The organism is Streptomyces sp. NA02950, assembly GCF_013364155.1.
GTDB lineage: Bacteria > Actinomycetota > Actinomycetes > Streptomycetales > Streptomycetaceae > Streptomyces.
Genome location: NZ_CP054916.1, coordinates 8593299 through 8608008 on the forward strand (window position 1 = coordinate 8593299; position 14710 = coordinate 8608008).

The window sequence follows — 14710 nt, forward strand, 5'->3', positions numbered from 1 at the left end:
GGAGTGGGAACGTGGCCCAGCCCGAGACGCCGGACACCAGGACGGTCCAGGCGCTCCGCGCATCGCTCAAGGAGACCGAGCGGCTGCGCGAGCAGAACCGCACCCTGAACGCCGCCCTGCGCGAGCCGATCGCGATCGTGGGCATGGCCTGTCGCTACCCGGGTGGGGTCCGTTCCCCCGAGGAGCTGTGGGACCTGGTGGCGCGGGCCGGGGACGGCATCACCCCGTTCCCCGCCGACCGCGGCTGGGACGAGGACCTCCACGACCCCGAGCGGGGCATGGAGGGGAAGTCGTACACGGCCCACGGCGGTTTTCTGCATGAGGCGGGGGAGTTCGACGCGGGGTTCTTCGGGATCAGTCCGCGTGAGGCGTTGTTGATGGATCCGCAGCAGCGGTTGTTGCTGGAGGGTGCGTGGGAGGCGCTGGAGGGTGCGGGGATCGATCCGGTGTCGCTCAAGGGCAGTCGGACGGGTGTGTTCGCCGGGGTGATGTACCACGACTACTTCGGGAGTTTCGGCAGCGGTTCGATCGTCTCCGGGCGGGTGGCGTACACCCTGGGTCTGGAGGGGCCGACGCTGTCCATCGACACCGCGTGCTCGTCGTCGTTGGTGGCGTTGCATCTGGCGGCGCAGTCGCTGCGGCAGGGCGAGTCCAGCCTGGCCCTCGTCGGCGGCGTCGCCGTCATGGCCTCGCCCGGCACCTTCGTGGAGTTCAGCCGACAGGGCGCGCTCTCCCCGGACGGCCGGTGCAAGTCCTTCTCGAGGGACGCGGACGGCACCGGCTTCGCCGAGGGCGTCGGGGTGCTGGTGGTGGAGCGGCTGTCGGACGCCCGCCGCAACGGCCATGAGGTGCTGGCGGTGGTACGTGGCTCGGCCGTCAACCAGGACGGCGCGTCCAACGGGCTGACCGCGCCCAACGGCCCGTCGCAGGCGCGGGTGATCCGTGCCGCGCTGGCCAGTGCGCGGCTCGCCGCCACCGATGTGGACGTGGTCGAGGCCCATGGCACCGGCACCACCCTGGGCGACCCCATCGAGGCGCAGGCGCTGCTCGCCACCTACGGCCAGGGCCGCGACCCCGGACAGCCGCTGTGGCTGGGCTCGGTGAAGTCCAACATCGGCCACACCCAGACCGCCGCGGGGGTGGCGGGTGTCATCAAGATGGTGATGGCGATGCGCCACGGGGTGCTGCCGCGCACCCTCCACGCCGACGAGCCGTCGGGGCAGGTGGACTGGGACGCGGGCCAGGTGCGGCTGCTCACCGAGGAGCGGCCCTGGCCCGAGACCGGCCGCCCGCGCCGCGCCGCGGTGTCCTCCTTCGGTATCAGCGGCACCAACGCCCACGCCATCCTCGAACAGCCCCCGGTCCAGCCGCCGGAGCCCGAACCGGACGCGCCCCTGGTGGTCTGGCCGCTGTCCGCACGCACCCCCGACGCGCTGCCCGCCCAGGGCGACCGGCTGCGCGGCTTCACCGAGGAGCGCCCCGAACTCCCCGTCACCGCCGTGGCACGGGCGCTGGGCACCGAACGCGCGGTCTTCGAGCACCGGGCCGCCGTCGTGGGCGCCGACCGCGACGCCCTGCTGGCCGGGCTGCGCGCCCTGGCCGCCGGGGACGCGTCGGCCGCCGTGGTCAGTGGCCGGGCCAGGCCGCACACCCGCACCGCCTTCCTGTTCACCGGACAGGGCGCCCAGCGGTTGGGCATGGGCAGCCAACTCCATGCCGCGTACCCGGTGTTCGCGGACACCTTCGACGCGATCGACGCGGCCCTCGGCATCGGCCTGCGCGAGGTCCTCACCGGCGAGGACGCGGAACGGATCGAGCGGACGCGCTATGCCCAGCCCGCTCTGTTCGCCTTCGAAGTCGCCCTGTTCCGGCTGCTGGAGTCCTGGGGGCTCACCCCCGATCTGCTCGCCGGACACTCCATCGGCGAGCTGACCGCCGCCCATGTGTCCGGAGTGCTCACCCTGGAGGACACCTGCACCCTGGTCGAGGCGCGGGGACGGCTGATGCAGGCGCTGCCCGCCGGGGGCGCCATGGTCGCCGTCCAGGCCACCGAGGAGGAGATACGGCCGTACCTCACCGAGCGGGTCGGGCTCGCCGCCGTCAACGGCCCCGCCTCCGTAGTGATCTCGGGCGACGAGGAGGAGGTGCTGAGGATCGCCGCCGACTTCGGGAAGACCAGACGGCTCAGCGTCTCGCACGCCTTCCACTCCCCGCTGATGGACTCCGTGCTCGAAGGCTTCCGGGCCGTGGCCGAGCGGTTGACCTTCCATCCGCCCCGGATCCCCCTGGTGTCCAATGTGACCGGTGAACTCGCCACCCCCGAGCTGGTGTGCGACCCCGGCTACTGGGTCCGGCACATCCGGGAACCGGTCCGGTTCGCGGCCGGGATCCAGGCGCTCACCGGCGCCGGGGCGACCCGGTTCGTGGAACTGGGCCCGGACGCGGTGCTCACCGGTATGGCCCAGGAGAACACCGACCCGTCGACCGCGTCCTGTGTCTCCCTCGGGCGGCGGCGCGGCCCGGAGACCACGGCGCTGCTGACCGGCCTCGCCCGGCTCCACGTGGACGGCATGACCCCCGACTGGCGCGCGGTCTTCCCCGGCACCGCTCGGGTGCCGCTGCCCACCTACGCCTTCCAGCACCGGCGCTACTGGCTCGACGCCGACGTGGCGCTCACCCCGGGCGCCCAGCCCCTCACACCCCCCGAGCCGGCCACGGCCGGTCAGCAGCCGCTGCGCGTCCGGCTGGCCACGGCGGACCCGGACGAACAGCGGGCCCGGCTGCTGGAGGCGGTACGGGCCCAGGCAGCGGCCGTCCTCGGCCACCCAGGACCGGACCACGTCGACCCGGACACCGCCTTCCTGGAAGCCGGAATGGACTCGGTGTCCGCCACCGAACTGCGTACCGCACTGGCCACGGCCACCGGACTGCCCCTCGCCGTCGGTACGGTCTTCGACCACGGCACTCCGGCCGCCCTGGCCGGCCACCTCCGCGAACTGCTGGCGAGCGGTACGGGCGGACCCGCCACGGACACCCCCGCCGACCAGGAGTCCATCAGCGCACTGCTGCGCCGCGCCGCCGCCGACGGCCGGATGACGCAGGGCATCGCCCTGCTGAACGCCGTGGCCGAGATCCTGCCCGCCTTCTCCTCGGCCGCCGAACTGGAGCACTTGGCCGAACCGGTGCGGCTGGCCCAGGGGCCCAAGGCCCCACGGCTGATCTGCCTGCCCTCCCCGATGGCACTCGGCGGCGCCCAGCAGTTCGCCCGGTTCGCGGGGCACTTCCGCGGCCATCGGGAGGTGATCGTGCCCGCCGTACCGGGGTTCGGGCCGGGGGAGGCGCTGCCCCGGTCGGTCGACGCCGCGGTGGAGGTGCTGACCGAGGGGGTGCGCGGGGCCGCGGCGGACGGCGCCCCGTTCGCCCTGGCCGGATACTCCTCCGGCGGCCAGTTCGCCCACGCGGTGGCGGAGGCGCTCCAGAAGGCGGGCAGCCCCGCCTCCGGCGTGGTCCTGCTGGACACCTATCTGCCCGGCGACGACGGCAAGGAGGAGCTGTGGCGCCAGATGTTCCAGGGCATGCTGGACCGTGAGTCCGCGTTCGGCGGGTTCAGCGCCGCACGGCTGGCCGCCATGAGCCGTTACAGCGATCTGATCGTCGACTGCATGCCGGGAGCGCTCAGCGCGCCGGTCCTCTTCGTCCGTCCCACCGAGTCGTTCGCCGAGGGAGCCGGTACGGACGACTGGCGGGCCACCTGGTCCGGGGAGCACGAGCAGCGCGAGGTGCCCGGCACCCACTTCACCATCCTGGAGGAGTCGGCCACCGCCACCGCACGGGCCGTCGACGGCTGGCTGACCGCCCTGGAACCGCATGCCACCGGCGCGCCGCGGCGCTGATATCGCGGGGCGCGGACGCCTCGGCGTACCGCGCCCCGTGCGGCATCAGGCTCATCCGCTGCCCGCGCGGCGGAAATGCCCCACCCACGCATCGATATCGCAGCGAATGCTTTCCGCGTCGGTACCCCAGTGGGAGGCCAGCACTTCCGCGGCGCGGGCGGTCTGCCAATTCTGCTGCTGGAGTGCGATCCATATCGTGGTGCCGGTCGGACCGCACCGGTGCCGCATTCCGGTGCGCGGTGAGAACAACTCGAGGTGGCCATCGGGCCGGACACTCGCCACGAGTTCTCGTTCAGCTCGCATACGACCGCTTTCCTCCGCCGCTCCCTCGTGCAACGATTTCTTTTTCAACGAGCTGTCCGTGCCGCAAATGGCAGATCACCCCATCAACAACAACCCTACGGTGAATTTCCGTTCGGAGTCGACGCTACCCGATTGCGCGGTAAGGACAACGGGGCCTTCCCCACTTTGTCCGGTGGTACTGGGTTGCGTTCGGGGATCAGGTTTTGCCCCCTTGACGGCACGGCCCGACCCTGCTGTGCGGCCCGGCGTCCGCGCCCCGCCGGCGTCCGCGCCCCGCCTGCGGCCGGGGCCGCCGGTGCCCCGGCCGGAGGTAGAGAAAGTTCTACCTCCGATCCGCCAACTAGGGCCAGTGCGAGGGAAGGCCCGCCGTTCTACCGTCCTACTCAGCATCGCCCGAAGCACGACTCGTGATGGGGAGCCTCAGTGCACATTCGAGACAACGCTCAGCAGACAGCGGCAGTGAGGCTGGAGTCTGTGACGAAGATTTACGGCAGGGACGACAATCGAGTCGCCGCGCTGCGGGAATTGACGATGAGTTTTGCCACCGCAACGTTCACTGCCGTGATGGGCCCCTCCGGATCCGGTAAGAGCACCTTTCTGCACTGCGCCGCCGGACTGGTCCGGCCGACCTCGGGCCGGGTGTGCGTCGGGGGAGCGGATCTCGCCGATCTCGACGAGGTCTCGCTCACCAGGATGCGCCGGGACCGCATCGGCTTTGTTTTCCAGGCGTTCAACCTTCTGCCCGCCCTCACGGTCATGCAGAACATCCTGCTGCCGCTTCAGCTCGCCAAGAGGAAGCCGGACCGGCGATTGGTCTCCGAGGTGGTCCACCGGGTCGGTCTGAGCGAGCGTCTCGACCATCTGCCCAGCCAGCTCTCCGGAGGCCAGCAGCAGCGGGTGGCCATCGCCCGCGCCCTGGTCACCCGGCCCGCCGTGGTCTTCGCCGACGAGCCGACGGGCGCCCTGGACACCCGTACCGCCGCCTCCGTGCTCGCGCTGCTGCGGGAGTCGGTGACGGCCGGGGGCCAGACCCTCGTCATGGTCACCCACGACCCGGTGGCCGCCTCCTACGCCGACCGCGTGGTCTTCCTCGCCGACGGCACCCTGGTGGGCGAACTGCACCGGCCCACCGCGGAGGAGGTCGCCGCCCGGATGACCCGCCTCGGCGCCTGGGACGACGACCCCCAGCAGCCGGCCCTCGGCGTGGCGGGGGGTCACCACTGATGTGGGCCCTCGCCTTCCGCACCCTGAAGTTCCGCAAGACCAGCTTCATCGCCACCTTCCTCGCCATGTTCCTGGGCGCCGCCATCGTCATGGCCTGCGGCGGCCTCATGGAGACCGGCGTGCGGATGCACGCCGAGCCGCAGCGGCTCGAACAGGCACCGATCGTGGTGACCGGCCGGCAGACGGACGGCTCCTCCGCCCTCACCGAGCGCAACCGCATCGACCCCGCGCTGGTGAACCGGGTGCGCTCGGTACCCGGCGTCCGCGAGGCCGTGGGCGATGTGTCCTTCCCGGCCACCGTTCTCGCCGACCGTGAACCGGTCGGCGGCACCACCACCTCCTACGGCCACGACTGGGCCGGTGCCCAGCTCACCCCGTACGACCTCACCCAGGGCGCGACCCCCGCGCGCCCGGGTGAGGTGGTGCTGGACACCGGCCTGGCCAAGGACGCCAAGGCGTCCGTCGGCTCACGTGTCGACGTGGCCGTAGGAGGTGGGACCCACTCCTACCGGGTGACCGGTATCGCGGAGGAGAAGGGTGACCGCGACCGGGATCCGGCCCTGTTCTTCTCCTCCGCCGAGGCCCGCGAACTCGCCGGAGCGCACGGCAGGATCGACTCCATCGGTGTGCTGCCCCGGCCCGGAACCGAGGTGTCCTCCCTGGCCTCCGCCGTGCGCGACGCGGTGGACGACAAGGCCGAGGTCCTCACCGGTGAGCGGCGGGGCCTGGCCGAACTCCCCGGCACCCTCGCCAGTCAGCGCACCGTGGTGATCCTGGCGGCCATCTTCGGCAGCTCGATGGTGCTCATCGTGATGTTCGGCGTGGCCTCCACCGTCGGTCTGGCGCTTCAGCAGCGGGCCCGGGAGATGGCCCTGCTGCGAGCCATCGGGACCACCTCCAAGCAGCTCCGCCGGATGATCGTGTGCGAGACCGCCGTGCTGTCGGTGGCGGCCGTGGCACTGGCCGTCGCGCCCGGCTACTTCGCCGGGAAGGCGCTGTTCGGGGTGCTCACCGACAGCGGTGTGGTGGACTCGGCCATCGTCTTCCACGAGGGCTGGATGCCGATGGCCGTGGGCGCGGCCACCGTGGTCATCGCCGCCGCGGCGGCCACCCGGTTCGCCGGGCGGCGCGCGGCGCGCACCGAACCCGTCGCCGCCCTGGCCGAAAGCGCCACCGAGGCCCGCTGGTTCACCGTCCCCCGGCTGCTGCTCGCCCTGTTCTTCCTCGTCAACGGCGTCTCCCTGTCGGTGGTCACGGCCACCGTGATGGAGGACGGCCCGACCCTCGCCAGCACCGCGGGCCCGGCCTCCGTGCTGTTCTCCATCGGCCTGGCGATGCTCGCCCCCGGTATCTCCAAGGTCATGGTGGCGCTGCTGCGATGGCCCGTCCGGCTGCTCACCGGGCTCTCGGGACGGCTCGCACTGCGCAACGCCACCACGAGCAGTGTGCGGATGGCCGGTGCGGTGGCGCCCATCGTGATGCTCATCGCCATCGCCACCGGCACCCTGTACATGCAGTCCACCGAGGACGACGTGTCCGCGCGCAGCTATGCGCAGAACATCCGCGCCGACTACGTCCTCGACTCCTCCACCGGCGGGTTCGCCCCGGATGTCACCGAAGAGATCCGTCAGCGGCCCGGAGTGGCGGCCGCCTCGGAGCTGGTCACCTCCCGCGGCTACGTGGACGGCGCGGACACGGCCCTGCGCGGGGTCTCCGCCGACGGCGTACGGCAGAACCTCGACGTACGCCCCGTCTCCGGCAGCCTGGACCGGCTGCGCGGCAACACCGTGGCGCTCTCCGACGAGCAGGGCGAGCAGCTCGGTGTCGGTGTCGGCGACCGGCTGCCGGTGGTCCTGGGCGACGGCAGCCACATCGCGCCCGAGGTCGTCGCGCTCTACGCCGACAACCCCAAACAGCGCTATCTGCTGCTGCCCTCGGCAGTCCTGGCACCCCACACCACCGAGGGACTGCCCGGGCAGATCCTGGTGAAGGCTGCGCCCGGCCGTGACCCCGCCGCGCTGAAGGCCGCACTCACCTCGCTCGCCGCCGACCGGCCCGGCACCGAGGTGACCGACCGCTCCTCGCTGTCCGCCACCAACAACCAGATCCAGCAGATCCTGGTCTCGGCGAACTACACCATCGTCGCCATGATCGTCGGATACGCGGCCATCACGGTGGTCAACACCCTGGTGGCGGTGACCCGCAAACGGCGCACCGAGTTCGGACTCGCGCGGCTCACCGGTGCGACCCGCGCCCAGGTGATGGGCATGCTCACCGTCGAGGGCACCCTGGTGGCCGTGATCGCCACGGTGCTCGGCACCCTTGCCTCGGCCACCACCATCGTCCCCTACAGTCTGGTCAAGAACGACTCCCTGCTGCCCTCGGGCTCGATCGGGATCTACCTCGGCATCGTCGGAGGGTCACTGCTGCTGATCTTCGGTGCCACGCTCTATCCCACCTGGCGCGGCATGCGCACCCCGCCCATCGAGACGGTCACCGGTCCGTGAACCCGGAGCTCCACCCGCCCAACGGGCCGCGTACGGTGATGAGTTGTGAGCGCACCGTGGCCTCCCGTACGATGAACACCCCTGACCGGACGGCAACACCGGAAGCGGAGCCGGAGACGGCACCGGGCACCGGAATCGCCGCCGTCACGAGCGGAGCGAGGGTGAGGAGCCTGCTGGGCGACTGGCGCCCCCGGGTGCGCCGGGCCGCCGCCGACACGGCGGTCGGCGTGCTGATCGCCCTGGGGACCATGGCCTCGCTGGCCCTCTTCCTGACCACGACGTACTTCGTGATCCTGTTCGTCATCGGCATCGGGGCGCTGGCCCTCCCCATCGTCACCAAGGCGGTCCGCTGGCTGTGCGACACCAGCCGGCGGACCGCCGGGCGTTCGGGGGTCCTGGTGGAGCGCCCCTACCAGCCCGCACCGCAGGAGTTCGAGAAGGACATCGTCGGCTGGATGCGCCGCTGCAAATGGATCCTCACCGATCCGGCCACCTGGCGCGATCTGCTGTGGCTGCTGCTCAACACCGCCGTCGGGATGATCGGTTTCCTCCCGGCCGCGGTCCTGTACTACGTCCTGGAGGGGCTCGCGGTCGCGGGCGGTCTGTGGCAGCCCATCCTCGACGCCAACGGCACCGGCCGCTGGTACGCGGGCGTCACCGTGGACAGCTGGGCCACCGCGATGGTGGCCGCCCTGCTGGCCGCCGGGGTGTTCGTCGCCTGGCTGTGGATCGCCCCGCTCACGCTGAGGGCACACGCGTACTTCACCCGCTTCCTGCTCGGCCCCACCGAGCGCACCCGGCTCGCCTCCCGGGTGCGCCACCTCGCCGAGACCCGTTCCGGCGCACTGGACATCCAGGCCGCCGAACTCCGCCGTATCGAACGGGATCTGCACGACGGCGCCCAGGCCCGGCTGGTCAGCCTGGGAATGACCCTCGGGGCACTCGACCGGCAGATGGAACGCGACACCGACCAGGCGCGCCGACTGCTCCAGGACGCCCGCGCCTCCTCCGTACTGGCCCTGCGCGAACTGCGCGACCTGGTACGCGGAATCCACCCCCCGGTGCTCGCGGAACGCGGTCTGGCCGACGCCCTGCGAGCCCTGGGCATCGCCAGCCCGCTGCCCGTCGAGGTGACGGTCGACCTCCCCGGTGACCTGGCCGCGCCGGTGGAGTCCGCGGTGTACTTCTCCGTCTCCGAGCTGCTGACCAACGCGCTGAAGCACGCCGAGGCCGACCACGTCACCATCGCCCTGTGGTACGCGGACGGGGTGCTGCACGCCCGGGTCGGCGACGACGGCCGGGGCGGTGCGCTGATGGGCGCGGGCAGCGGTCTGGAGGGCATCCGCCGCCGACTGGCGGCCTTCGACGGAACGATGGAGATCAGCAGCCCACCGGGCGGCCCGACCGTGACCACAATGGAGATGCCGTGCGCGTTGTCCTCGCCGAAGACCTCTTCCTCCTGAGGCAGGGCCTCATCCAACTCCTGGAAGCCTACGGATTCGAGGTCGCCGCGGCGGTGGACAACGGCCAGGACCTGGCCGCCGCCCTCACCGAACACCGCCCCGGCGTCGCCATCGTGGACGTCCGGCTGCCGCCGACCTTCACCACCGAGGGGCTTCAGGCGGCGCTCCAGGCCCGGCGGGACAACCCCGGTCTGCCGATCCTGGTGCTCTCCCAGCACGTCGAGCCGATGTACGCGCGCGAACTGCTGGCCGACGGCACCGGCGGCATCGGCTATCTGCTCAAGGACAGCGTCTTCGACGGCGACCAGTTCGTCGACGCGATCCGCCGGGTGGCGGCGGGCGGCACCGCCATGGACCCCTCGGTGGTGGCCAAGCTGATGGGCAGTCACTCCCGCGACGAGACGCTGGGCACCCTGACCCCCCGCGAGCGGACCGTGCTGGAGCTGATGGCCGAGGGCTGTTCCAACACCGCCATCGCCCAGCGCCTGTTCATCAGCGAGGGGGCGGCGGCCAAGCACATCTCCAACATCTTCGCCAAGCTCATGCTGCCCCAGGACGGCGACAGCAACCGGCGCGTGCTGGCGGTGCTCGCCTACCTCAACACCACCTGACCGCGGCACGCGCCCCGGTCGGCCCGGTCACAGCTCCAGCACCGCCCGCACCGGCAGATGGTCGCTGGGGAACTGGCCGTCGCGGGAGTAGGTGTCGATGACGGCGTGGCGGGTGCGCACCCCCGGCGAGGTCAGGATCCAGTCGATCCGGTCCCCGTCGGGCACCAGCGGACCGTAGCCGTGGAAGGTGGCGTACTGCTTGCTGCGCCGCTCGGCGGTGTCCCAGGTGTCGACCAGCGCCCCGCCGTCGAGCATCGCGTCGTAGACCGGATCGCCGTGGGCGGCCACGTTGAAGTCCCCGGTGACCACGCGGGGCAGGGTCGTGTCGAGCCCGTGCAGCCGTTCGGTGATCAGCGCGGCGGCGCGCTCCCTGGCGTGCTGACTGCGGTGGTCCAGATGGGTGTTGAGGGCGTAGAACTGCCGGTCGGTGGCCCGGTCGAGGAAGCGGACCCAGGTGACCATGCGGACCACCGCACCGCCCCAGGTGTTCGACCCGATCACATACGGAGTGTCGGAGAGCCAGAAGTGGTCGTACTCCAGCGGCTCCAGACGGTCGGCGTCGTGGAAGACGGCCATGAACTCGTCCCGGCTGCCGCCCGCACGCCCGGTGCCGAGCCAGGCGTAGCGCGGTCCGAGGTCGTGGGCGATGTCGCGCAGTTGCCCGTACAGCCCCTCCTGGGTGCCGAGCAGCTGGGGCCTGGCCCGGCGCAGCAGTTCGCGCATGGCGGGGCGGCGCTGGGCCCAGGAGTTGGGTTCGGTGTCGGAGGCGTAGCGCAGGTTGAAGGTCATGGCGGTCAGCCGCGGACGTTCGCCCGAGGGGGCGTCCGCGGCGGCGTCCTGGGCCTGGGCGACGAGCGGGAGCACGAGGGCGGTGGCGGCCGCGGCACGCATGCCGTGACGGCGGCTGAACACAGGTGCGGGCATGGCTCCTCCAAGGTCCGGCGGTCACCCTTCAGTCTCGGGCCGCACGGTGTGGGCGGAGTGTCCTGCGGGGACCGTGTGGGGGAACGTACGACCACGCGCCGACGGCCTCAAGGGGCGCGGATCGGCCGGAGCGGTCCGGAGCCGTCCGGGGCCCCGGACGGGCGCGAAGCCGCCCGCCGCGCCGGGCGGTTCAACGGCTGGGCCGTCGCCGCCGTACGGTCGCCGCGACCCCCGCGCCGAGGACCAGCACCGCGGCCCCGCTCGCCATCAGCACCGGGGTGGTGGAGTCATCGCCGCCGTCGCCACCGACGGCCGCGGCCCGGGCGGCGGGCGTCTGCCGGTCCCCCGGGGTTGCCCGGTCCCGCGGAGGCTGCTTCGCCTGTGGGTTCTTCTCGTCGTCGGATGCCGTCAGCACCACGTCCGAACAGGAGTAGTAGGTGTCAGGCGTACTGGTGTTGCGCCAGATCGTGTAGAGCACCTGACGCCCCGTCCGGTCGGCCGGCAGCTTCGCCTTGATCCGGTACGCGTTGTCCTCCAGCGTCGGGTCGGTGGCCTTCGCGAACGGCTTCGCCTCCAGATCCGACCAGGTGAGCGGCTGCTTCGGGTCATAGCCCCGCTTGGTGAGATGCAGCTCGAAGGTCCCGGTGTGGGGGATGGTCGACCGGTAGGTGAGCGTGAGGTCCTTCCCGGCGGTCAGCCGGGTGGACGGCCAGTCGTCGCGCGGCAGATCGAGACCCTTGTAGGCGTCGAGCCCCGCGCTGCACAGCTTTCCGTCCGGGATCCTCTGCCGGTCCTTGCCGTTCACCCCCGCGATGCGCAGATTGTCCCAGTGTTCCGCGTCGGGGCCGTTGACCTTGCCCGCCGCCTCGCACGCGGCCGACCGCGCGTCCTCACCGCCCTCGGGGGAGCAGGCCACCGTCCGGCTGACGGGGTCCGTGGGGGCGCCGTGCGCCGCGGCGGGCCCGGCGGCCAGCGCCGTCAGCAGACAGGGGGCGGCCCCGAGCAGGGCGGCCGCGGCGGTGGTGCGGTACGAGGTCATCCGATACGGCCCTCCAGGCTCCGGTTCACGGCGGGGCCGGGGCCCGCCTCCCTCTCCGGTACGCGGCGCGGGGGCGCGGCGTTCATTCCGGAACGGGGCTGCGGCCGCGCTGGGTCATGGGCCGAACGGAGAAGCGGTTCAAGGCAGTACAACCTTCTTCGGCCCCCATATGTCACTTGTTCAGACGCAAATAGCGTCTAGGAGACAAGGGGGATAAATGAAGATTTCTCGAGGTATCGCCGCAACCGCCGTCCTGGCGTCCGCCGTCGCCGGCACCGCGGCCCTCGCCCCGCAGGCGTCAGCCGCCACCAGGGCCGCGTACAACGGGGCCTGTGGAAGCGGCTACAAGGTGGTGAACTCGGCGCCGATCGGGTCGAAGGGCACCGTCTTCCTCACCTACAACTCCGCCAAGGGCAAGAACTGCGTGGTCACCGTGCGCAACAGCGCGGGTTCACCGGTTTCGATGTTCGCCTACCTCTACGCACAGGGCGCCTCCGAGTCGGTCGAGGACAGTGGCCTGTACCGCTCGTACGCCGGGCCGGTCTACACCTACGGGCGCGGCAAGTGCGTCGACTGGGCCGGTGGCATCGACAACCAGTCCACCTGGACCTACGGCTCGAACTGCGGCTCGCTGAAGGCGTACCGCGTCACCAAGGGCTGGTGATCCGGGCCCGGTGGCACCTCACCGGGACAGCGGCGGGGGCACCCTCCACGGTGTCCCCGCCGTCGCCGTCCGCGCCGCCGATGGGAGAAGGGGGTGTGGGAAGGGGAGGGGCGTTCACGCGCGGCGGTCCATGATCGGTAGTGGGGGCAGGGCGGCGGACCCGTAACGAAATGGCGGAAGACACCGACCAGGTGGTATGCCGATGGTGCAATAGCGGTGAGGTTCCGGCCATGGAGCGGGTCGCTGCCTCACCATGCCGCGCTGAGCGGCACTGCACGTCACAGGTGGAGGAACGTCATGCACCCAGTCACCGTCTCCGGCCCACGCCCCTCCGTCCCCGCCGTGGGACGCCCCGCTCCCCGCCTGTCCACCGACCGGGTCCGGGCCCTGCCCCGGATGCCCGCCGCCCGCCCGCCGATCCGGTCACGGGCCGACGCGGAGACCATCGCGCTGCTGCACCGCACCACCCGGGTGATGGTCGACGAACTGCCGCGGCTGACGGACCGGATCGTGGCGCTGATGAAGGAGCGGGAGCCCGCCTACCGGGCCGCCTGCGTCGATCCGCACGAGCTGTGGCGCGAGGTCCACGACTCGCTGAGCAACAACGTCCGTTCGCTGCTGAATCCCAAGGAGACCCGGGAGGCGGCCCGCTCGGTGTCCTGGCGGATCGGCGCCGACCGCGCCGCCCAGGGCTTTCCGCTGGACGCTCTGCTGCACGCGTTCCGCATCGGCTGCACGGTCGTCTGGGAACACCTCCTGGACACCGCCTCGCGCGACGATCCGGACGGCGCCCGGGCACTGGTCCATGTCGCGGCCGACGTCTGGAACTTCGTCGACGAGCACTGCACCCTCGTCGCCGAGGCGTACCACGAGGTCGGGCGGCAGCTCGCCTGGCACCGCGAGAACCGCTACCGCATCATCGTCGCTGCGCTGCTCGACGGCACCGCCCGGGTGAGCGACTTCCCGGAGGCGGAGGCCGTCCTCGGCCTTCCCGAGCAGGGACGCTATGTGGTCGTGGCACTGGAGGGCACCGACTCATCGCCCCGCGCCCCGCGTCCGCCGGAGGTGTACGGCGGCAGCCGTACGGTGTGGCACACCCGGGAGGGCGCCGCCTACGCCATCGTGCTGCTGGGCGCGGAGACCAGCCCGTCGCAGCTGGCGCGCGATCTGGTGGTGCCGCCGGGCGGCCGGGCCGGGGTCAGCCCCGGGGTGACCGGCCTCGCCGCGGTGAACACGGCACGCCGGCTCGCCGATACGGCCCTGCGCGCCTGCCCGGGCATCGGGCAGGCGGCGCTGCTGGAGGACCACTACCCGGAGGCGCTGGTGGTCTCGGCCCCGGAGCTGGGTTCCGCCCTCGCCGCGCGCATGCTCGGACCCGTCCTCGCCCTCGAACCGGCCGACCGGGACGTACTGCTGGCCACCCTGGCCGTCTGGCTGGAGGCGGACGGATCGGCCCGCCGCGCCGGTGAACTGCTGTTCTGCCACCGCAACACCGTGCTCAACCGGCTGCGCCGCTATGAGCAGTTGACCGGGCGCTCACTGGACCGCCCGCGCGACGTCGTGGAGTTGTCCCTGGCGCTGTCCGCGCACCGGCTGCTGAGCGTCTGATCCAACCCCGCCGCCGCGCGGTCCCCGCACCGGCCGCCGAGCCCCGATGTGCCCCCGCCACCGGCGGCGATGTGGGCGTGCACAATCACTCGGCGTGGATCATGTGCCCCTGCCACGCGGTTGGGCGCCGGGGTGTACGAGATCCCTGGTGAGCTGCTGTCGTGGCGGTCCCGTCCCCCCGGTTACCGGGACGGGACCCCCAGGAGGAGCCAACGACATGTCCGATCACGATCAGCCCTGGGCGCCGCCCGTGAGGCCCCGTCCGCTGCGCACCCCCGCGGCCGCGCCCGGACGTCATGCGGCGCCGGCAGGTCGTACCGCGTCAGGGCGCCCCGCCATGCCTCCGCCGCCCGCGAGGACGGCGGTGTCCGCCCGGCAGGCGATGCCCGCCATCTATGCCATGTCGGGAATTACGGCCACACCCCCGGCACCGGCCGCATTCCCGGCATCTGCCGAGCCCTCGGCCCGTGCCGA

Annotated in this window: 10 protein-coding genes; 7 read left to right on the forward strand and 3 right to left on the reverse strand. The window is 72.1% G+C overall.

Features of this window, described 5'->3' with window-relative positions; translation table 11 throughout:
• The first annotated feature begins 11 nt into the window (after positions 1-11).
• Positions 12-3893, forward strand: a complete 3882-nt coding sequence (locus HUT19_RS36890; protein ID WP_176184987.1) for a type I polyketide synthase — start codon at positions 12-14, stop codon at positions 3891-3893.
• A 51-nt stretch (positions 3894-3944) separates the two neighbouring features.
• Here the strand turns inward: HUT19_RS36890 and HUT19_RS36895 are convergent, their stop codons facing one another.
• Positions 3945-4196, reverse strand: a complete 252-nt coding sequence (locus tag HUT19_RS36895; RefSeq protein ID WP_176184988.1) for a PqqD family peptide modification chaperone — start codon at positions 4194-4196, stop codon at positions 3945-3947.
• A gap of 465 nt (positions 4197-4661) precedes the next feature.
• On the opposite strand from HUT19_RS36895, the gene HUT19_RS36900 reads away from it, so the two are divergent.
• From HUT19_RS36900 to HUT19_RS36915, 4 genes are all read left to right on the forward strand, one after another.
• Entirely contained in the window at positions 4662-5420 is a 759-nt protein-coding gene (locus HUT19_RS36900) for an ABC transporter ATP-binding protein (protein WP_254886282.1), read from the forward strand.
• On the forward strand, positions 5420-7927 hold the full coding sequence (locus HUT19_RS36905) for an FtsX-like permease family protein (protein ID WP_176184991.1): 2508 nt from the start codon (positions 5420-5422) through the stop codon (positions 7925-7927). Before HUT19_RS36900 ends, HUT19_RS36905 begins: the two co-directional genes overlap by 1 nt.
• Before the next feature lie 170 nt (positions 7928-8097).
• Positions 8098-9390, forward strand: a complete 1293-nt coding sequence (locus HUT19_RS36910; RefSeq protein WP_254886283.1) for a sensor histidine kinase — start codon at positions 8098-8100, stop codon at positions 9388-9390.
• Positions 9354-10001, forward strand: coding sequence for a response regulator transcription factor (locus HUT19_RS36915; protein ID WP_176184995.1), 648 nt, complete (start codon positions 9354-9356; stop codon positions 9999-10001). The genes HUT19_RS36910 and HUT19_RS36915 overlap by 37 nt, the downstream gene beginning before the upstream one ends.
• Positions 10002-10028: 27 nt before the next feature.
• Here HUT19_RS36915 and HUT19_RS36920 read toward each other — a convergent pair whose 3' ends face one another.
• The gene (locus tag HUT19_RS36920; protein WP_176184998.1) at positions 10029-10925 is read right to left on the reverse strand and encodes an endonuclease/exonuclease/phosphatase family protein; all 897 of its coding nucleotides are present in this window, start codon (positions 10923-10925) and stop codon (positions 10029-10031) included.
• Between the two features lie 190 nt (positions 10926-11115).
• Positions 11116-11964, reverse strand: a complete 849-nt coding sequence (locus HUT19_RS36925) for a lytic polysaccharide monooxygenase (protein ID WP_176185000.1) — start codon at positions 11962-11964, stop codon at positions 11116-11118.
• A 217-nt stretch (positions 11965-12181) separates the two neighbouring features.
• On the opposite strand from HUT19_RS36925, the gene HUT19_RS36930 reads away from it, so the two are divergent.
• A complete protein-coding gene (locus HUT19_RS36930; RefSeq protein WP_176185002.1) occupies positions 12182-12628 on the forward strand; it encodes a spore-associated protein A in 447 nt (148 codons plus the stop codon).
• A 297-nt stretch (positions 12629-12925) separates the two neighbouring features.
• The gene (locus HUT19_RS36935; protein ID WP_176185004.1) at positions 12926-14236 is read left to right on the forward strand and encodes a CdaR family transcriptional regulator; all 1311 of its coding nucleotides are present in this window, start codon (positions 12926-12928) and stop codon (positions 14234-14236) included.
• Positions 14237-14710: the final 474 nt, after the last annotated feature.